Source organism: Paenibacillus sp. WC2504 (assembly GCF_052682475.1).
In genome coordinates this window covers 1,376,388-1,394,975 of the sequence record NZ_JBQZFH010000001.1, presented here as the reverse complement: position 1 = coordinate 1,394,975, position 18,588 = coordinate 1,376,388, and the positions used below count along the sequence as shown (strand labels likewise).

18 protein-coding genes are annotated in these 18,588 nt (G+C 49.3%); 4 read left to right on the top strand and 14 right to left on the bottom strand.

What is annotated here, in order from left to right; genetic code table 11:
- Positions 1 to 28: 28 nt before the first annotated feature.
- Genes nirD through ACUN27_RS06335 form a run of 3 tightly spaced genes read right to left on the bottom strand, consistent with a single transcriptional unit; the run spans position 29 to position 4,100 of the window.
- Positions 29 to 361, bottom strand: coding sequence for a nitrite reductase small subunit NirD (gene nirD, locus ACUN27_RS06345; RefSeq protein WP_315953654.1), 333 nt, complete (start codon positions 359 to 361; stop codon positions 29 to 31).
- A gap of 25 nt (positions 362 to 386) precedes the next feature.
- On the bottom strand, positions 387 to 2,807 hold the full coding sequence (gene nirB, locus ACUN27_RS06340; RefSeq protein ID WP_326061573.1) for a nitrite reductase large subunit NirB: 2,421 nt from the start codon (positions 2,805 to 2,807) through the stop codon (positions 387 to 389).
- Between the two features lie 51 nt (positions 2,808 to 2,858).
- Positions 2,859 to 4,100: a nitrate/nitrite transporter gene (locus ACUN27_RS06335; RefSeq protein WP_315953656.1), complete on the bottom strand. Its 1,242-nt coding sequence runs from the start codon at positions 4,098 to 4,100 to the stop codon at positions 2,859 to 2,861.
- 473 nt (positions 4,101 to 4,573) lie between these two features.
- On the opposite strand from ACUN27_RS06335, the gene ACUN27_RS06330 reads away from it, so the two are divergent.
- The gene (locus ACUN27_RS06330; RefSeq protein ID WP_315953657.1) at positions 4,574 to 5,221 is read left to right on the top strand and encodes an ANTAR domain-containing response regulator; all 648 of its coding nucleotides are present in this window, start codon (positions 4,574 to 4,576) and stop codon (positions 5,219 to 5,221) included.
- Complete coding sequence (locus ACUN27_RS06325; RefSeq protein WP_315953658.1) at positions 5,218 to 6,249, top strand: anthranilate phosphoribosyltransferase; 1,032 nt, start codon at positions 5,218 to 5,220, stop codon at positions 6,247 to 6,249. Before ACUN27_RS06330 ends, ACUN27_RS06325 begins: the two co-directional genes overlap by 4 nt.
- A 140-nt stretch (positions 6,250 to 6,389) precedes the next feature.
- Here ACUN27_RS06325 and ACUN27_RS06320 read toward each other — a convergent pair whose 3' ends face one another.
- Both ACUN27_RS06320 and ACUN27_RS06315 read right to left on the bottom strand, forming a co-directional pair.
- Positions 6,390 to 7,178, bottom strand: a complete 789-nt coding sequence (locus ACUN27_RS06320) for a peptidoglycan-binding protein (RefSeq protein ID WP_326061572.1) — start codon at positions 7,176 to 7,178, stop codon at positions 6,390 to 6,392.
- A 109-nt stretch (positions 7,179 to 7,287) separates the two neighbouring features.
- Positions 7,288 to 7,812, bottom strand: a complete 525-nt coding sequence (locus ACUN27_RS06315; RefSeq protein WP_315953660.1) for an HPP family protein — start codon at positions 7,810 to 7,812, stop codon at positions 7,288 to 7,290.
- 162 nt (positions 7,813 to 7,974) lie between these two features.
- Here ACUN27_RS06315 and ACUN27_RS06310 point away from each other — a divergent pair, with 162 nt between their 5' ends.
- The gene (locus ACUN27_RS06310; protein ID WP_326061571.1) at positions 7,975 to 8,949 is read left to right on the top strand and encodes a GntR family transcriptional regulator; all 975 of its coding nucleotides are present in this window, start codon (positions 7,975 to 7,977) and stop codon (positions 8,947 to 8,949) included.
- Positions 8,950 to 9,119: 170 nt separating this feature from the next.
- Positions 9,120 to 10,109 carry a ketoacyl-ACP synthase III gene (locus ACUN27_RS06305; protein WP_315953662.1) on the top strand — a complete coding sequence of 330 codons (990 nt, stop codon included), beginning with the start codon at positions 9,120 to 9,122 and terminating at the stop codon, positions 10,107 to 10,109.
- Between the two features lie 69 nt (positions 10,110 to 10,178).
- On the opposite strand, the gene ACUN27_RS06300 is transcribed toward ACUN27_RS06305, so the two are convergent.
- The 9 genes from ACUN27_RS06300 to ACUN27_RS06260 are packed head-to-tail and all read right to left on the bottom strand — an operon-like array spanning position 10,179 to position 18,579.
- The gene (locus ACUN27_RS06300; protein ID WP_315953663.1) at positions 10,179 to 10,412 is read right to left on the bottom strand and encodes a hypothetical protein; all 234 of its coding nucleotides are present in this window, start codon (positions 10,410 to 10,412) and stop codon (positions 10,179 to 10,181) included.
- Between the two features lie 15 nt (positions 10,413 to 10,427).
- Positions 10,428 to 11,873: a glycosyltransferase family 2 protein gene (locus ACUN27_RS06295; protein ID WP_326061570.1), complete on the bottom strand. Its 1,446-nt coding sequence runs from the start codon at positions 11,871 to 11,873 to the stop codon at positions 10,428 to 10,430.
- Positions 11,870 to 12,901, bottom strand: coding sequence for a GT-D fold domain-containing protein (locus ACUN27_RS06290; RefSeq protein WP_326061569.1), 1,032 nt, complete (start codon positions 12,899 to 12,901; stop codon positions 11,870 to 11,872). Before ACUN27_RS06290 ends, ACUN27_RS06295 begins: the two co-directional genes overlap by 4 nt.
- Before the next feature lie 4 nt (positions 12,902 to 12,905).
- The gene (locus ACUN27_RS06285) at positions 12,906 to 14,117 is read right to left on the bottom strand and encodes a CgeB family protein (protein ID WP_326061568.1); all 1,212 of its coding nucleotides are present in this window, start codon (positions 14,115 to 14,117) and stop codon (positions 12,906 to 12,908) included.
- A complete protein-coding gene (gene rfbD / locus ACUN27_RS06280; RefSeq protein WP_315953667.1) occupies positions 14,114 to 15,010 on the bottom strand; it encodes a dTDP-4-dehydrorhamnose reductase in 897 nt (298 codons plus the stop codon). The genes ACUN27_RS06285 and rfbD overlap by 4 nt, the downstream gene beginning before the upstream one ends.
- Complete coding sequence (locus tag ACUN27_RS06275; protein ID WP_326061567.1) at positions 15,010 to 16,050, bottom strand: NAD-dependent epimerase/dehydratase family protein; 1,041 nt, start codon at positions 16,048 to 16,050, stop codon at positions 15,010 to 15,012. Before ACUN27_RS06275 ends, rfbD begins: the two co-directional genes overlap by 1 nt.
- Positions 16,047 to 16,613 carry a dTDP-4-dehydrorhamnose 3,5-epimerase gene (gene rfbC, locus ACUN27_RS06270; protein ID WP_315953669.1) on the bottom strand — a complete coding sequence of 189 codons (567 nt, stop codon included), beginning with the start codon at positions 16,611 to 16,613 and terminating at the stop codon, positions 16,047 to 16,049. Before rfbC ends, ACUN27_RS06275 begins: the two co-directional genes overlap by 4 nt.
- Positions 16,610 to 17,821, bottom strand: a complete 1,212-nt coding sequence (gene lhgO / locus ACUN27_RS06265; RefSeq protein WP_315953670.1) for an L-2-hydroxyglutarate oxidase — start codon at positions 17,819 to 17,821, stop codon at positions 16,610 to 16,612. Before lhgO ends, rfbC begins: the two co-directional genes overlap by 4 nt.
- The gene (locus tag ACUN27_RS06260) at positions 17,818 to 18,579 is read right to left on the bottom strand and encodes a sugar phosphate nucleotidyltransferase (protein ID WP_315953671.1); all 762 of its coding nucleotides are present in this window, start codon (positions 18,577 to 18,579) and stop codon (positions 17,818 to 17,820) included. Before ACUN27_RS06260 ends, lhgO begins: the two co-directional genes overlap by 4 nt.
- Positions 18,580 to 18,588: the final 9 nt, after the last annotated feature.

The following is an 18,588-nucleotide window of genomic DNA, read 5'->3' as shown; positions in this document are numbered from 1 at the left end:
GGCACGAACACGATGCGAGGCTGGATGCTCATACCAGGAAACCTATGAAAACAGTGCCATTATGAACTTTCGTCGAATAGGTTTGCACACAACCCGTATCCGGGGCTTGCACGAGCCCCGTCGAAAGTTGAATTTTGCGATCATGCATGGGGCAGAAGACGTGCTCGTCACAGACAATACCTTCCGCAAGCACGCCTGCTTTATGCGGACAACGGTTTTGAATGGCTGTGAGCTTGCCGCTTTTCATCTTGAAAAGGGCTACTTCCTCCCCTTGATACCGAATCGTTTTGCCTGTATTCACCGCTAAATCCTCATAAGTTACGGCCTCAACCCAAATCATCTGCTCTTCTTGTGTCTTCATGGTCTTCTCCTCCTGAGTGATTTCGTTAGGTAAGCTCGACGACTTCATAGAGATCGCGTTGAATTTTTTTGCTATCGATGGCTTGTTTCCAAGGGTCCTTCGTAACGGCTAGCGCTTGGTCAATCCGGGCGCATAGTTGTTTGCGCTCTTCCTCGTTTTCAACGACAGCACGAATATGCTCAATTCCCAGACGGTGCACCCATTCGCTTGTACGCTCGCCGTATTTCCCGGTTTCGCGATAATATTGCAGATAAGCTTCGGTATATTCAATAATGTCTTGTTCTGTTTTCACTGTTGTTAAGAGATCGCCGACGCGCACCTTCACACCGCCGTTTCCTCCGGCATACAACTCCCACCCGCCATCGACGGAGACGATGCCCAAATCCTTGATACCGGATTCCGCGCAGTTTCGAGGACATCCTGATACCGCGAGCTTCACTTTGGCCGGTGTATTTAAGCGCTCAAAACGTTTCTCCAGCTCGATGCCCACCGCCATGGAATCCCCTGTACCGAACCGGCAGAACGTGTCGCCGACGCAGGTTTTGACCGTACGCAGAGCTTTACCGTAGGCATATCCGGAAGGCATATCCAGCGCTTCCCACATGGCCGTCAAATCTTCCTTTTTCACGCCAAGCAAATCTAGCCGTTGTCCGCCCGTGAACTTCACAGTCGGAACATTGAATTGCTCCGCTACTTCGGCAATACGCTTCAATTCCGTCGGATTCGTTACGCCGCCATAAATCCGTGGAACAACGGAGTACGTACCGTCCTTTTGAATATTCGCATGCATACGCTCGTTAACGAAGCGCGAAGTGCTATCGTCCTTATACGTTTCAGGGCTAACCATGCCCAGGTAGTAGTTAAGCGCGGGGCGGCATTTGGAGCAGCCCTCTTCATTTTTCCAAACAAGCACGCTCATGACTTCACGTACATGCGACAATCCTTTTTCGCGGATCGCTTCGACAACCTCATCCCGTGTATGTTCCGTGCAAGAACAAATGGATTCTTTAACGGCATTTTTATCGTAGGAGGAGCCTAATGTATAAGCTAACAAATCGCTGACAAGCGGTTTACATCCGCCGCAGGAACGGGAAGCTGTCGTGCAATTTTTCACCTCTTCCACTGAGGTTAAACCTTGTTCTTTAATCGCAGAACAGATCGTCCCTTTCGTTACCCCGTTACATCCGCAAATAATCGCATCGTCTTTCATCTCGGCAACACCGGAAACCGCTCCGCCGCCGCTCGCTGAATCCGTCAAAATCGCTGTTTTGGCCATCCCGCTGATATCGGTTTCCTCACGAATCATTTGCATGAGCCGCGTACCGTCTGACGTATCTCCAAAGAGCACAGCACCAACAATTTTGTTGTCCTTAATAACCACTTTTTTGTATACGCCAGTGAACTCGTCATGAATTCGAATCGCTTTGGTACCTTCTTCATCCACGAATTTCCCGCCAGAGAAAACGTCAACACCAGACACTTTCAGCTTCGTATAAAGAACCGAGCCTTCATAAGGACCTGTTTCCACGCCTGCCAAATGCTTCGCTAACACAGCGCCCTGCTCGTAGAGCGGCGCAACCAGCCCGTAGGCAACGCCACGATGCATCGCACATTCTCCAACCGCATACACATTAGGAACGTTTGTTTGCATATAATCATTCACAATAATACCGGGATTGCATGCTACGCCAGAATTTTTGGCAAGTTCTACATTGGGCCGAATTCCCACCGCCATGACGACCAGATCCGCATCTGTCATTGTGCCGTCTTTGAATTTCAAACCGGTAACCCGTTTATGACCGACGATTTCTGCTGACTGCTTCGCTAGCAAGAAATTAATACCTTGTTCCTCCAGAGCAGCTTGCAGCATTTTGGACGCTGTGCGATCCAGCTGACGATCCATGATTGCGTCTGAGATATGAACGACATCCACTTTCATTCCTAAGTTGAGGAAACCTCTGGCGGCTTCCAATCCGAGCAAACCCCCGCCGATGACAACCGCCTTTTTATACTTTTTCGCGGATTCCATCATGATTTCACAATCACGGATCGTCCGGTAGGCCATGACCCCTTCTTTATCTGCACCAGGCATTGGAATCATAAAAGGATTGGACCCTGTTGCCAAAATCAATTTATCGTAAGGAACCGTTACACCTTTATCGCTCGTGACAGTTTGAGCTGATGTATTGATTGCCGTCACGGTTTGGTTTGTATAGAGCGTTATATGGTTATTTCTGTACCATTCATAAGGATGGATAACAATATCCTCAACATTGGACTCCCCCGAAAGGACATAGGACAGCAAAATCCGATTATAATTCGGATGAGGCTCACTCCCAAAAATAGTTACCTCATATTTATCCGGAGCAAGTTTAAGCAAATGTTCAACGGCATTAACACCGGCCATTCCATTTCCGACTAAAACCAACTTTTCTTTTTGAGTCATGGTCTCATCTTCCTCTCTCTATCTCTATCTCTATCTCTATCTCTATGGAGCTTAAGCGTGCACGCTATCAATCGCTGTTGGAGCAACTTTCACTTTGCCGCCGTCGCCAATCCAGCTGCGCTTCCATTGTCCTTGCACAGAGGCGATCAAAATAACACAGCACACAGCGATTGCACTCAAAATAAGGAAACCTGGCGTGAAAGAACCTGTTGCCAATTTCACATTTCCTAGAATCTTAGGCAGGAAATATCCGCCCAAGCCGCCGGCAGCGCCGACAATTCCCGTGACCACGCCGATCTCCGACTTGAAGCGTTGAGGCACAAGCTGGAAGACCGAACCGTTCCCCATGCCAAACGCCATCATAGCGATGAATAACAAGACCGTTGTAACCGATAGCGCTGGAAGTGTTGAAATCCCTGCCATCATTAATGCGACAACCCCATACAATCCCATCAGCATCCGGATGCCGCCTATTTTATCGGCTAACCAACCTCCTACAGGTCGGAAGAAACTGCCCCCGATTACGCATACGGTTGTAAAATCAGCCGCACGGACCGGTGAAAGACCATATTGTGTATTAAAGAAGATGGTTAAGTACGTGGACATGCCAACGAAACCGCCGAACGTTACGCTATATAAAATACAGAACAACCAAGAATCCTTCTGTTTCAACACTCTGCCATATTCAGCAACCGTTTTGGGTGCTGGTTTATTCGGGCTGTCTTTAGCCAAAATGCTGAAAACAACCAACGTGATCGCAATCGGAATCATCGCAATACCGAAAACAACATGCCAGTCGCCATAATGCTGAGCAATCCGGTTAGCGAAAAGCGTAGCGAAGATCGTCCCGCTGTTCCCTGCTCCGGCGATCCCCATCGCCAAGCCTTGATATTGCGGTGGATACCAGGAACTGGCTAACGGCAGTGCGGCTGCAAAACTCGCTCCGGCAATACCGAGCATCAACGCTACGAAGTACATATCGCCCATAGTGTCAGCAAACTGCCAGCCCCAGAATAATGGAATTAAGGTTAGTGTTAGTCCGATTTGTCCCGTAAGCTTAGGACCGATCTTATCGGTCAGTACGCCCAACACCAGTCGAAGTACCGCTCCACCTAATGTAGGCAAGGCAACAAGGTTTGCTTTTTCAGCAGCGTTCAAGTGGAAATCATTCGCGAGCACGACCGCCAGCGGCCCTAAAATCACCCATACCATAAAGCTCATGTCAAAATACAAGAATGAACTGAACAAAGATCCTTTGTGTCCCACTTGCAAAAAACTTTTCCGATCAACCATGATCTTCCCTCTCCTTTTGTGAGGCTTTTCGCCTTCTTCTTTTTTCCCTATCCTGTTTTCTCCCTGTCTGCACACCCATGGACAGAAAAGGCCGACAAACATACCCCTACTCACATCGGGATGTTTGTCGGCCTCTTTGCCACTGCTGCCACATCTTCGTGCACAGCATGTTTCGTCGTATTTTGAAAAGTAAACATAAAAAGCCTATCCGGTTACGTATTTGTAAGGGGATAGGCGCCATTGCCTGCGTTAGGGGCACACCATTGTGCCGATTTCTAACTTGATTATAGTACGGCTTCATACCTATGTCAATAAACGTAACATAAAAATATTTAGACATTCCATTCCACCTATTATATCGACAAAAATCAAATTCATATGCTATAGTAATGCCGTATAAACATTCATACAACGAAGAAACCTCACATAAAGTTACCATGGAATAAAAAGCTTACAACGATGGAGGTATTCAAATGTTGCAATCATTTATACTGATCGACGAGTTGAAGCAAACTCGCTCAGCTACCTCCTCGCCATCCACAAACGAGATGAGCTATTCTAATCGTGCACAAGCATCCCTGCCTGACGAGGTATTGAAGGACTTGGGCTTTCGCGTCTACACAGCATCTACTGGTAAAGAAATTTCCTTCATCATTCCTAAAGTTGATGCTGTTCTATTAAGCGTAAGCCCCGATCAAGTGGAGACTTGGCGCAAACGCGTATTGGCTGAGCGCAGCCTCCCCCTCTTCTGGTGGTGTGATTCGCACACTTTTCCTTCTAACGAATGCAGAATGGATGCAGGTATAGATGGTTTAATCGGTTCAACGATGAGTCCTCTTGAAATTCACTGCGCTCTGCTACTAGGTGTGAATCACTACTTTCATCGAACCGAATGGCAGCAGGAGCGTGAGCAGCTCCTCTCCAAGCTGGAGGAGCGCAAATGGGTCGATCAAGCCAAGCGGATCTTATGCGAGATTAAAGGGATTTCCGAAGCGGAAGCCTACGACTTTTTGCGCAAACAAGCCATGAATGAGCGTAAACGTATGGTAGATGTCGCTACCTCCATCGTCAAGGTGTACCAAATACTACGAGATCAGAATCAAGGAGGCCGCAAACGATGATATCTTTACTAAAAGAAGTAGGACGCGGAAAGCGCGGAGCAAGAGATCTTTCGTATGAAGAGGCTTCCCAAGCAGCAGAACTTATGTTAACCGGTGGTGCTACTCAGGCTCAAATGGGCGCATTTCTTGTAGCTGAGCGTATTAAAATGGAATCACCTGATGAGATTAAAGCCTTCATTCACGCGCTGCGCAAACGTATCTTTTCTTATCCGATACCTGGCAGCATGGACTGTGCAGGACCTTACGACGGCCGCACCCGCACGTTCATTGCGACCTTGCCGACCGCATTTGTGCTTGCAGCTTGCGGTCTCCCGACTACACTGCACGGCAGCCCGAGCATGCCGCCCAAATGGGGCATCACGCTGACTGACGTGCTGGATGCACTTGGCGTACCGGCGCTAACTTCGTCGCGCGAGGCGCTGGTATCCGCAGCGGCGCGAACAGGCTTCCTATTCGCGCCTACTGAAAGCTGGTGCGCACCGCTTGGCGAGCTGCGCGAACTCCGCAAGGAGCTCGGCTTGCGAACTGTGTTTAACACCGCCGAGAAGCTGCTTCGTTTCACGGAAGCCCCGTTCATGGCCGTCGGTGTGTTTCATGGTACGGTTTTCGAGAAAATGACGAATTTGCTCATCGAACTGGGGATCACCAGCGGAATCGTTGTGCAAGGCATGGAAGGCTCGGAAGATCTATCCATCGAAAAACGTACGAGGACCTATGTGATTCAAAATGGCTCCAGTGAATTATTCATTGTAGATCCTGAAATCTATGAATTAATGGTTGAAGTGCCTGAAGTTGAATGGACGGCGCAGCTGCAAGGTGAAACGGCGATGGCCGTTTTGCGCGGAGAAGCTGAACTTCCTTACTTGAACATGGTGCTGCTGAACAGCGCTGTTCGCCTCTGGGTTTCCCAGAAGGCCGGCTCCATCGAAGAAGGAATCTACATGGCCCGTCATGCGATCGAGCAAGGAAAAGCACTTCAGACCTACACCGAGTGGACGGAAGCGATTAAGCCGGTATCTGCAACTTAATAAATGGTTATTTGCCCTCCGCAGAAATTTTCTGCGGAGTTTTTTTGTTAAGCCATGACCGTTAAGGCGCTAAGTTAGCCAGTATGCATGCAACAAAAAGCCCCTGCCCTTCATTCAGGCAGAGGCTGTCAGACCACTATTTATTTTCCAATAAACTGCTGGGTGAACATTTTACCGCACGGTCCTCCGGCAACAATACCGATGCCAATGTGCGTGTAATCTTTGCTTAGAATATTTGCTTTGTGACCAGGCGAATTCATCAGCGCCTCATGCGCGGCTTGCACTGTTTGATTGCATGCGATGTTTTCCCCTGCCGCGTTATAGGTAATACCGAATTTCTCCATCATATCAAAAGGCGAACCATATGTCGGTGAATCGTGAGAGAAATATTTGTTATCGACCATATCCTGGCTTTTGAGTCTTGCTGTCTTGGTCAGTTCAGGATCGACGACTAGGGCAGCTAATCCCACAGCAGCTCGCTCTTTGTTCACCAAATCCAACATTTGCTGTTCCTCTGCCGTCAGATCCGTACTCGGAGGAGCTTGGGGTGCCGGTGCCGGCGTTGGCTCAGGCTGAGACGGTGGCGGTTCGGAAGGCGGCGGGGTTGGGGTTGGCGGCGTCTGCTTCTTGGGAATTTTCAAATTCCCATAAGCCCATAGGATGGACTGCAGGGTTTGATCATCAACGTTACCGGTAACCGGAAGGCCGTAACGGCTTTGAAACGCTTTAACACCAGATTGTGTTTGATTACCATAGTAGCCTGTGATGGGTCCGCTATAGTAACCCAGAGATTTCAGCATCCCTTGAACCGCATAAACATCCGGCCCCTTGGCCCCTTTTCCATAGGCAAAAGCGGTCGTTGAGGTAGAGCAGAACAAAGCGATACAGATTAGTATGATCCAGACATGCTTTTTCTTGCCATGAAACATGCGTTTACGTTCACTCCCTGTCGTCGTCAGTATCATTCGCCCGACATGGGCGACTGCCCTTAGAGTGACCTATTTTTTGGATTTTATCCGTTTGCATGAATAATTTTAATCAATACCAAAAGGTCGGGTACCTGCGTTTCTTATCCAGATTGTTAATGATCAAAGCAATAATTACGATAAGCACAGATCCGATCAATACCGGTGCAAACAGAAAGGACCAACTGCTGCCGCTTAAAATAACGACCAAAGGATCGGCCCCGGCAGGGGGATGTGTTGTTTTGGTCAGCATCATCAAGCCGATTGCCAGCCCTACCGCAATGGCTATAACCCAAACGCTTCGGCCAAACAGATGGAAAAAGAGGAGACCTACTAAGGTTGAAATCAAATGCCCACCGATGATATTGCGCGGCTGAGACAGTGGTGCATCCCAAAGACCAAAAGCCAAAACGCAGGTTGCACCAAATGGGGCCATGATCCAGGCATTGGCGGTCAAATCCGTTAGGAGAGCTAAAAGAGCTATGGCGATAAATCCCCCAATCGAGCCGATCAACGCATTCCTTGGAACGACTTTTAGCGGACTTCTGTCTTTGCTTCTCATTTTCAGCCAAAATCCTGACTCGTCAAGGTTATTCATTTTGTTCACCACTTTCTACATTAAAGAACTAGTCAACTAGTTATATAATTTATTTTTCAGTGTGTCAATGGTTTTCTCCCACTCTTACTCCTCATTTTATTGGATTTCAAATGAAAAAGGATTATAATATAACTAGTTAACTATGAAAAGAGGTTATTTGCAGTGGAAGAAGATAAAAAATATATCCTTCAAGTTAATCCTCAATTGACCTTTAACGTAAATACACAAATCAAAGAACAACTGAAATGGTTAATCGGAATTGAACAAATGGAAAACGGCGATATGCTGCCGACGGCCAGTCAATTGGCGGATGAGCTTGGGCTCAATCGAAATACGGTCAACTGGGTATACAACCAATTGCGTGACGAGGGACTTGTTTCCATACAGAAAGGACGCGGTACGCAGGTCACGGGCGGGGTCGAGACCAAGCATCTCTTGGAAGAGCGGAAACCGATGCAGCAGCTTTTGAATGATACGATTCGTGAGGCCGCGGCAATGGGATTTGATTTGCCATCTTTTTTCATCGCCGGTCTTGCCTACTCGTTGCTGCAGCCCCCCTCCCTTGCCCGCAAGCTGCGGATTTTACTGGTGGAATGCAGAGGCCATGATTACCCTTTCTATCGCCAGGAAATCGAGCGAGCAACCGATGGTGAAGTAGATACTTTATTTCTCGATGACAGTTCCCTTAATGACGATGTCGTAAGAGAAGCCGTTATGCGTTCGGACGTCGTCGTCACAACCTTGAACCATGCCGAGGAAACCAAAGCACTGTTTGCTCGCTTCGACAGCAAAGTGATTGTGATCGGAGCAACGCTTGAAGCTTCTGAGCTGCTTGAGATCGCCAAGCTTCAGGCTGGCACACATGTCGCCTTTGTTTGCCTGGGAAGAATAGGCGGAGAATGGATGGCCAACCGGATTCGGGAAGCAGGCATTCATCAGCTTCATGTTGAGAGTGTGGGGATGAACGAACCCGACCGTCTGAAGGAAGCTCTTCAGCACTCGCACAAAATCTACGCCTCTGCTGCTGTATTTTCTGAACTGAAGAAGCAGCAACCTGATAAAACGCAGTTATTCCCTATGAGGCTGGAACAAAGCAGTGAGAATTTATTGCATGAAGTTGCAACGCAAAAGAAATAAATCCCCTGAATGGGGATTTATTTCTTTTGTAGGGGGCGCTATTTATGGGATATCAGGATACACATTTATTGTGCTCATGCACCATTGACAGCAACCGCATTTTCAAGTAAAGTTTACTTATACTTAGTACCTGGTACTAATACTTGATAATAAAAAGGAGCGAGCTTCTCATGCCTGTCTCAAATCCCTTGAATGCCCGTATTTCAGCAATAGGCAGTTATGTGCCTTCGCATATTTTAAGCAACGCCGACCTTGAAGCCATGGTGGAAACCAACGATGAGTGGATCGTTCAGCGCACCGGCATGCGGGAACGCAGAATCGCCGCTCCCGAGGAATTCACTAGCCATTTATGTATAGCTGCCGTTCAAAACATGCTTGACCGATATCCGGAATCGCTGAAGGATGTGGAGCTGATCATTGTCACTACGCATACGCCAGACCTGCCATCGACACCGGTAGCTTGTATGATTCAAGCTCATTTCGACCTCCCTGCTGTCGGCGCCTACGACCTTAACGCCACCTGCGCAGGGTTCGCCTATGCGGTCCATACCGCAAGCGGACTAGTCGCTGCAGGTTTACACCGCAAGGTGCTCGTGGTCGGCGGGGACGCAATGTCCAAAATCACCGATTATACGGACCGGTCGACCTGCATTCTGTTCGGCGACGGCGCAGGAGCCGTGGTGGTGGAACGCGAGGAGGAACATCCGGCATTCCTGGCGCATCATGTTGGCTCCGACGGCTCCGGCGGCAAGCATGTTTATCGCACCGGCCTGTCCGAGCAGTGGCAGGACATACCGCTCACTGGCGGCGGAAAGCTAGTCCAAAACGGCCGCGAAGTTTATAAATTTGCGGTATCGACCGTACCGGAAGGGATCGAGCACTTGCTAACCAAAAGCGGGCTGCCGAGTTCCGCGATTGATTGGTTCATCCCGCATAGCGCTAACCTGCGGATTATTCAATCCATTTGTGAAAAGAGCGAAATTCCTTTTGAGAAGGCCATATACAGCCTTGAGTATTACGGCAATACCTCTGCGGCCTCTATTCCGCTGGCGCTTGATCTCGGCGTAAAAGATGGCAGGGTACAGGCAGGCGATACGCTCCTGTTATACGGTTTTGGCGGGGGATTAACGCACGCTGGCATTATTTTACGTTGGGGATAAACGCTCGGTCTAGGTGAAACAAAGGAGGCGGCAGCATCCACGTACCGCTATCAAGCTGCCGCCCCTTGCTTAAGAGGCTGAATAGAGATGGTCAAAGCCTTGTTCAAAACCTTTGTGAAACCCATCCATATACCCTCTATCGTATCCATTGTCAAAGCCCTTATCGAAGCCTCCTCGATGTGTCAGGAGCGCTTTGGCGGGGCGATTTCTTTTTCTCAGGAGAACTTTTTTACCGCGAACCGGCTTCGCTTTCTTGAGAAGCTTACCAGTAGCCTTTCTGCGCACAGATGGCTTCACTTTCATAGATACCTCACTCCTTTAAACATTATTCGCCGCGATGATAGCGGGGGCTATAATTGGTAACGCTGGGGCAAACCGATGAAAGTCATCCCAGCTCATGGGCGTTTGGTGATGCAGATCCAAATTCCAGTAGCGCAGCGGCCAATCATTAATGAATCGCTGCATTTTGCCATTTTTGACTTGATAGACGGCATGATCTTCCGTCCGCGCAAGCGCACCTTCTTGCAAATGCCCATCGACATAAACGCCCTGAGCAAGAGCAGCAAGCTTGTTCTGTACGTCATGTTGCGATAAGGAATGCCCCTTCGGCCAGTTCCGCAGATCGACTTGCGAGACGCGGGTAGCTGACAAGTGATGCGTTTCCCCTTCGATCGGGTGACGGTGACCATTCTCAATCCAATAAAGCTGGGATGTTACCCCTCGCACGACGATATGGCTTGGGTAGAAATCAACCATCGCTGCACTGCCGCCACCGAGCTTTTGGTGAACTTCAAGCAGCAAACTGTGGGTTTCTCCCCATTTTCGAGCGTAAAACTCCAAATTTCTGCCATATACTTCTTCAAAACGGCGCTCGCCAAGCGCTTTGATCGAGACGCTTCCGACATGATGAATGAAGGTATCCATAGCAATAACGAGTTCTAATCCCATGATTCGCGTTCGAAAACCGAAATCGTCATCCTCGCAGTTTCCAATCTCAAAACCTTCATCCAAATACCCCAGCCGCTCGAAAACCTCGCGCCGCATAAGGACACAGAAGCCTGTTAATCTCGTGGTCACATGCCATTTGGCAGGGTTCGACTGATTAAAGTTTGCAGCGAAATGATGCATTTCCTCCGTGGAGGTGTAATTCGTCTGCAGCAGCTGTTCGCCGCTAATGTAATTCGTCATCGGGCCGACAAGCCCGAATTTCTCATTACTGTCCAGGCAAGTTAGCATATTTTTCAGCCAATCTTTGGTCACAATGGTGTCATTGTTTAAAAACAGCAGGTTGGAACCACGCGCCATCCTTAGACCTTGATTCGTCCCTCCGGCGAAGCCGAGATTGGAGGTAAAGATCTTGTAGCGGATTTTCCCCGTTAGGGATTTCAAGTACTCGGCTGTATCGTCCGTTGAGGCATTATCGATGACGATGAGTTCGAAGGGCTCCGGCGTATATTCGTAAATGCTGTCGATACAATTCTGGAGGTGGTGACGCTGATCATTCGTCGTAACGATGATGATGCTCGTTCCCTGAAACTTCGAGGGGGTGACCCCCGCATCCCAGCCAAGCTGGAAGGCGTGATCGTGCGCGCTGTCGTAAGCCATATTAAAACCTTCATTGTAACCACGATTATAGCTTGTTTGGGAGGATGCAACCTTACCTGGCTTGCTTAACTTACCTAGCCTGCCTAGCTGCCCAAGCTTACGAAACTTGCGTAATTTGCCCATGGATTTGTGGACCCGTCGCTTCGCCGCTGTTCTCATCGGTAAGGAGCCTCCCCTTTCACGATAGAATCCGCCAAATGCCCGAAATCGATCGCTACTTTCCCCATGCTCGACGCAATCCATTCGGAAATGATAACAGCCGAGATCCCTGCGGAAACCAGGGCGATATCAAACTCGTATCCAGCGATGTTTTCCTTGATGTGCGGGATATCCTTCACACCATGGACCGGCGTAATCTCACCAACGATATTCACGCCGTGCGCGCGAAGCACTTCTGCCAAATGCGGCGCCAAATTGCCGACCAGCAGCACCTTTCTGCCCTGTGTAATCCGCGACAGATACCCCTCGTGATAGATATAATAATTCACCAGCGAGTCCGTCAAAGTAAGTTCATGGTAGTTTATATGTTCAGCTTTAAACACCGCGAACGCGAGCGGTTGGAAATTGCGCACCCGCAGCTTCGGAATACCTACAACGCTAGCTCCGCGAATCGCCTGCACTAGTTCCGCTTTAATCGCCAGATCCGGTACTTCTACACCGGCATAAGGGAGAAACGGGCCGTCTTGCTTAATCTGCTCAATCGGTAAAATAGTCTCCTGCGCTAAGGTAAGCAGCTCCCCGTCACCTAGTCGGACGAGGGAAAATGGCGCTCTGGCGTCAAGCGCTGCGATGATTTGATCTCCTAGATCCCTCGCGGTAAGCAGGTGATAGATATGCGGCCGCAAATGTTCCACGCCGGCGGCAACAATCTGCTCAATCGTTATTTCAGGCAGGATCTGATAGTCCGGCAGCAAGCGGTCGACAATCGCATCGCCCCCATCATGTTTTCCATCCCGGTGCCCTTTATTGAAACCTTGGTCATACCCCGCATTATACCCCTGATCGTAGACGGTCACGGTTTCCATCGGCATGAGCCTTTGCAGCGGCAGCGCGGCAAGTCTCCTGCGTTTCTTCTTTTTGCGGAGAGAAGAGAACAACCCTTTGCGCTTGCGAGAAAGCTTGCCTCGCCGGAAGGAGATCACTCTGCCTAGCTTCTTACCGCTTTGTTTCTTTTTTATGGGCAACATACGTTCACCCGCCTTTGTTCGTTATCGTTAACAATTCATTCAATCGTTTGCGATACGTATGATCCTTCAGCGTCCGCGCCAATCCTCGCAATGCGATATGCTGCCGCTCTTCTTCATGTGCTAAATAGTACTCTATTTTCTGGATAAGCTCCTGTGGGGAACTGAAGGTGTCAATCTCTTCCCCGGGTTTATAGAAGGTTGCCAATTCGTCACGGACATCCGTTAACTGCAAAGTGCCCGACGCAGTAATATCAAAAAGCCGTGGGTTAGGCGAGAAAGCGGGGATTTGCCTGCTGTTGCTGTTATGGGATTTGTCATCGGTAGCCCGGTGAAGATTGATCACGATTTTGGCCCCATGGTAATACTTCATCGTATCTTGTGGGCTCAACCATAAGCCTTGAATTTTGGAAGACAGCTTGTCGTACGAACTTAGCCGATCCCACCAATAGCCGTTAATCATGACGTCCTTGTGCTGCAGATAGTCGGCTATTTCATCAATGAACGCGACTCTATTCCAGAAAGCTGTGCCAATGAAACAAATATCTTTGCGAAAATTCGTAGGCACATAGTCCAATTTAACCGAATCCGGATTTATGCCGAACGGCAAATAATGCACATTCTGGCAGCCGAGTGCCTTATAAGGCTCAACACAGCTTTTCTCCAAGGTGAACACATAATCAAAGTGCGGGACGAGCCCGGTCGACTGATCTGAATGATACGGATCATCCGGCAGCCATATCGCCGTGCGAATGCCATGCGCCCGAATGGCTTGCACCACATCTCCCGGCAATGATTGCCCAATGGCATCGAGTACGAGGACAAGGTCCGGTCTTGTCTCCGCCGCAATTTGAACTAGAGGGTCAACCGGATTCACCACGATAACCTCTCTCACCATATCCCGCAGACTAGCCTCTATACCTTCATCCATCGCTGTATAAGGCAATCCGTTAGCCCTAACAAACATTACCTTCAAATCCCAGAGAATGCCCCGCTCCTGCGGAATGTCCCGCATTATGCTTTGGCAGCGTCCCATGTGAAAACCATGCGACCAGCCTTTTCCGTATCCCTGGTCACTCCCCTTTCGCCATTCATCCTGGTAGCGAGACAGGGGAGCCGGCTGCTTCTTCACTTTTACAGCTCTACGCACACGTCTCTTCTGATTTTTCAGCGATCTGATCGGCCATTTCTTCGATTTCACGGCTCTTAAAGCGCTCATTCCATCTCACCTCCATGGATAACGACATATCCTTTGCGCTGCAAATACTGTTCCAAAGCACTTTGCCAGCTTCTCATCGGATAAATACGATTCAATTTGTTGTTGTCCAACACACTATATAACGGTCTGCGCACTTTGGCGGCGTACGCGCTGTTCATAATCGGTATCGTCTCGCAGGTTATGCCGCAAAACGCAAACGTTTGAACCGCCAGCTCATACCAGCTGCAGGCGCCTTCGCCCGAGCAGTGATATACACCATACGCCGTTATCTCTTGTTCGAGGAAAAACTTCACGGTTTCAGCGATATCTTGTGTGTATGTCGGGGACATGATGACATCCTGAACAACCGAGATGGGGTTGCCTTGTTTCGAAAGTCTAATCATTGTCTCTACAAAATTGCCGCCCTTCCCACTGGCCCCAGCTTCGCCGAACAACGAGGATACACGAAAAATAAAATAGTTATCCAAGTAAGCTGCAATAGCTTCCTCTCCTGCTGCTTTGCTGCTGCCGTAAGCATTCAGGGGACTCACCCGATCTTCTTCCGTATATGGCGCTTGCTTGCTGCCGTCGAACACGTAATCGGTGCTGAAATGAATAAAGAGCGTACCATTCTGTTTGCAATAAGTCGCCATACGCAGAACGGCGATGGAGTTAATGCGGAGGGCCTTAAGCGGATCCGCTTCACACTGTTCAGTGTTATGAAACGCCGTGCAGTTAATGAGCACGTCAATGCGGCCAAGCTTTTCAAGAATGGGGATAATCGTTTCTGTATTCTCCACATCCAGCATATTCCTCGTAACCGGGATGACCTCGAACTGGCTGTTTTCCTTCAATACCCGATGAATATCGGAGCCTAGCTGACCTTTGGCGCCTAGCAGCGCGATGCGTTTCATTACTCGCTCGATCCTTGAATATCCAAGATACCGCCATAGAGCGTGGCGTCCTTAATAATCTTGTGCCACTTGATAAGCTCGCTGTACCAATCCAGCGTAATCGTTTGATCCATGCTCGGTACCTCGCCTGCAGCTAGAGCGTTATAGATTTCCAATGCTCCTTGTGCAGCCGTCCATTTGCCCTGCCAACCTAAGGCTTTCTCGATTTTGTCAAAACTGACGCGATAGGAACGGTGATCAGGTGCTCCGTACCATGCAATCGTTACAGGTTTAGGAATGACTTCGGTAATTTCTTGCGCTAGTTGGCCGAGCTGGTAATTGTTGCTGTCCGAACCAACGTTGTAGATTTCTCCGTTTATAACCTTCGGATCAGCTTCCAGCAGCAAACACATGACATCCGTTGTGTCCTGAACATGAACGAACGGTCTCCACTGAGAACCGTCTCTCATTAAGGGAATAACCCCATTCTGATAAGCGCCTAACGCCATGCCATTAATGGCCAAATCGAAGCGAATGCGGGGAGAATAGCCGTAGACGGTGGCCTGCCGAATGACAACGACGGTGAAGGCCGTATCAGCTAATGGAAGCACGCCGTGTTCCGCCATTTCGTTGGCTTTGGCATAGGTTGTGAGCGGGTTCGTAGGCGAATTTTCATCGACGATGACTTCTGGCGCTTGAAAGCCGTATAAGCTGCAGGAAGACGGGAGAATGTATCGCTTCACGCCAAGTTTCTTCGCTTTATGTGCCGTGCTCACACGGGAAATATGGTTAATTTGGTGCGTTGCTTCCTGAAACAACTCACCGCTCGGGTCGTTGGAGATCGCCACTAAGTCAATGACGGCATACACGTCAGCGAAGGCTTCCTCCTTCAGACGACGGGAGTCCTCCTTGATCGTTACCAGATTCGGATGCTGCGGGAGCTTATCGATACCGAAGAAAAAGCGGTCAACTGCCTTAACGGCATAGCCTTTATCCAGCAGCTTCGGTACCAGCACACTGCCGATGTAACCGCCCGCTCCCGTCACCATAATGGTTTTCATGATAAGTCCCCTCCATAAACAAAGTTATTGTCCGCCAGCGCAAGCGTAGGCTGCTTACGATCCCTATCCGACAAGATCGGATGCGATACAGGCCAATCGATACCAAGGTCAGGATCGTTCCACGCGATGCCTCGGTCATGCTCAGGGGAATAATAATCATCAACTTTGTACAGCAGCTGCGTGTTCGGAACCAAGGTGCATGCGCCATGGGCAAAGCCCTTCGGAACCAGAATTTGCCGTTTGTTTTCCGCGCTTAAGATAACGCCGACCCACTGTCCATAAGTTGGGGAACCTTTGCGGATATCAACGACGACGTCATAAACCGCACCGGACACAACGCGAACCAGTTTCGTTAGCGCTTTGGGCGCCAATTGGTAGTGCAGGCCTCGAAGAACGCCCGATTCTACGGAAAGGGAATGATTATCTTGAATAAAGGCATGATGAATGCCCTCGCCAGCTAACGTTTGTTGGTTGTAACTTTCCATAAAAAAACCGCGATGATCACCATGCGCTTTCGGTTCGAGCACCAAGACCCCCGGCAGCTTGGTCGAAATCACTTTCATGAAAGGGCTCCTCCTCGTTGTTTCATAATCTGATCCACGACATAAGCGGCAAAAGGCATCGAACAAGTAAATGCCGGTGAGACCGCATTGAGTACATGCATCGAGCGTTTGTCGCCTTCGATGACAAAATCTTGAACAAGCTCCAAGGTTTCAACGTTGAGCAGCTGCGCTCGAATACCCGGTCTTAGAAAATGTCCGAAGCCCTTAGGGTCGATTTCTCTGACCATCCCCATCCCTAACCCGATGAAATAGGATTTGATATACTTGCGCATTTCCTGAAAGGCCAAGCGTCGAAAGTGAAACGAATTTGTGATAAACAACTTCAGCTCAAAGCCGACAATTTGCAGGAACTCTTTCAGGTTAAAGCCCTGCAGCCCTTGGTAATTTTCCCGCCAAAAAGCCGGCATTGCCGTAGGCCCAATCTTAATGCTGCCATCCACTGTTTTGGTATAATGAACCCCGAGGAATGGATTTTTCAAGTTGGGAACGGGATAGATGTTCGTGACGACATCCGTTTTGTTTTTCGTATATTTCAAGTAAATGCCTTTGAACGGAATGATCGTATATTTCTGGCCGAATCCGAAATCATGGGCAATGCTGTCAGCGTAAAGACCGGCGCAATTGATCAAATAGCTGTACTTGAAGGTGCCTGAGCTCGTAAAAAGGAGATCTCCCCGGTGCTTGCGATATTTCGTCAAGAAATGGAACTCTACACCATTCTCTACATTTTCACGTTTCAGCGCCCTGCAAACTTCTACGGGATCGACCGACGCCGTTGTTGGTGAGTACAAAGCTTTCCGGTATGTCTTCGCATTCGGATCAATGGAAGCAATCTCTTGCTCATTCATCCAGATGAGCTGCACGCCATTGATGTCAGCGCGCAGCTTCAGCTCTTCCAAGCCGGCTAACTCTGTCTCATCTTTGGCGACGACCAGCTTGCCGCATTCATTCAACTGCAAGCCATTAAGCTTACAGTAAGCTCGCATAGCCTGGTTGCCCTCTTTCGTGAACTTCGCTTTCAAGCTGTTGGCTGAATAATAGAAGCCGGCGTGCAGCACCCCGCTGTTGCGTCCACTTGCATGTGCAGCCACATCGGACTCTTTTTCCACGATGCAAATGGACACTTCCGGTTCTCTTTTCTTCAACTCACGGGCGATCGTTAAGCCAATAATCCCCGCTCCGATGATGATGTAATCGTACTTCCTCACTTGTCATCACCGGCGCCCGACTTGGGTGCTGCAGCCTCAACGTTCGGATATTCGCGCAGCTTATCGGACGCTTCGAACCATGAAGGAAAGGTGCCGGCGTCGATCCACCACCCTGTCAGCAGGTGATAGCTGAGCTTGCCTTGCATCGCATATAAGTTATTCACATCGGTAATCTCCATCTCGCCACGCGCAGACGGCTCTACCGTCTTAATCAAGTCGAATACCGTAGAATCGTACAAATAAATGCCTGTGACGCAATACGAGGATTGCGGATGCTCGGGCTTCTCTTCAATCCGCTTGATCAAGTCGCCTTCCATGACCGGAACCCCGTATCTTCGGGCGTCCTCCACTTCCTTCAGAAATACTTTGGCTCCTTCAGGCTGAGCTTCAAATTGCTTCACGTACCCAGCCAGCGAATCCTCGAACAGATTATCGCCAAGCAGCACAAGCAGCTTCTCGCCCGGGTGCACGAAGTTGTGGGCAAGCTCCAGCGCATCGGCAATGCCGCCGGCCTCTTCCTGTATTTTGTAGGAAATGTTAACGCCCCACTCCTTCCCGCTCCCCAGGAATTCCGTATAGAGGGAGATGGAGTGTTTACCCGTGATCAGAAGGATATCGGTGATTCCCGCTGCTCTCAGCTTCTCGATCCCATAATAAATCATAGGATATTTACCGACGGGTAGAAGATGTTTGTTAATCATTTTCGTCAAGGGTCGCAGACGTGTGCCAGTTCCCCCGGCTAGAATGACTCCCTTCATAGCAACGAC

What these genes read in the sequence shown, in the direction of transcription:
- ACUN27_RS06320 (WP_326061572.1), bottom strand. Translation starts at nt 7,178, where the DNA reads ATGTTTCATGGCAAGAAAAAGCATGTCTGGATCATACTAATCTGTATC.
- ACUN27_RS06305 (WP_315953662.1), top strand. Translation starts at nt 9,120, where the DNA reads ATGCCTGTCTCAAATCCCTTGAATGCCCGTATTTCAGCAATAGGCAGT.
- ACUN27_RS06315 (WP_315953660.1), bottom strand. Translation starts at nt 7,812, where the DNA reads ATGAATAACCTTGACGAGTCAGGATTTTGGCTGAAAATGAGAAGCAAA.
- ACUN27_RS06335 (WP_315953656.1), bottom strand. Translation starts at nt 4,100, where the DNA reads ATGGTTGATCGGAAAAGTTTTTTGCAAGTGGGACACAAAGGATCTTTG.
- ACUN27_RS06260 (WP_315953671.1), bottom strand. Translation starts at nt 18,579, where the DNA reads ATGAAGGGAGTCATTCTAGCCGGGGGAACTGGCACACGTCTGCGACCC.
- rfbC (WP_315953669.1), bottom strand. Translation starts at nt 16,613, where the DNA reads ATGAAAGTGATTTCGACCAAGCTGCCGGGGGTCTTGGTGCTCGAACCG.
- ACUN27_RS06330 (WP_315953657.1), top strand. Translation starts at nt 4,574, where the DNA reads ATGTTGCAATCATTTATACTGATCGACGAGTTGAAGCAAACTCGCTCA.
- ACUN27_RS06295 (WP_326061570.1), bottom strand. Translation starts at nt 11,873, where the DNA reads ATGAGAACAGCGGCGAAGCGACGGGTCCACAAATCCATGGGCAAATTA.
- nirB (WP_326061573.1), bottom strand. Translation starts at nt 2,807, where the DNA reads ATGACTCAAAAAGAAAAGTTGGTTTTAGTCGGAAATGGAATGGCCGGT.
- nirD (WP_315953654.1), bottom strand. Translation starts at nt 361, where the DNA reads ATGAAGACACAAGAAGAGCAGATGATTTGGGTTGAGGCCGTAACTTAT.
- rfbD (WP_315953667.1), bottom strand. Translation starts at nt 15,010, where the DNA reads ATGAAACGCATCGCGCTGCTAGGCGCCAAAGGTCAGCTAGGCTCCGAT.
- ACUN27_RS06325 (WP_315953658.1), top strand. Translation starts at nt 5,218, where the DNA reads ATGATATCTTTACTAAAAGAAGTAGGACGCGGAAAGCGCGGAGCAAGA.
- ACUN27_RS06300 (WP_315953663.1), bottom strand. Translation starts at nt 10,412, where the DNA reads ATGAAAGTGAAGCCATCTGTGCGCAGAAAGGCTACTGGTAAGCTTCTC.
- ACUN27_RS06290 (WP_326061569.1), bottom strand. Translation starts at nt 12,901, where the DNA reads ATGTTGCCCATAAAAAAGAAACAAAGCGGTAAGAAGCTAGGCAGAGTG.
- ACUN27_RS06275 (WP_326061567.1), bottom strand. Translation starts at nt 16,050, where the DNA reads ATGAAAACCATTATGGTGACGGGAGCGGGCGGTTACATCGGCAGTGTG.
- ACUN27_RS06285 (WP_326061568.1), bottom strand. Translation starts at nt 14,117, where the DNA reads ATGAGCGCTTTAAGAGCCGTGAAATCGAAGAAATGGCCGATCAGATCG.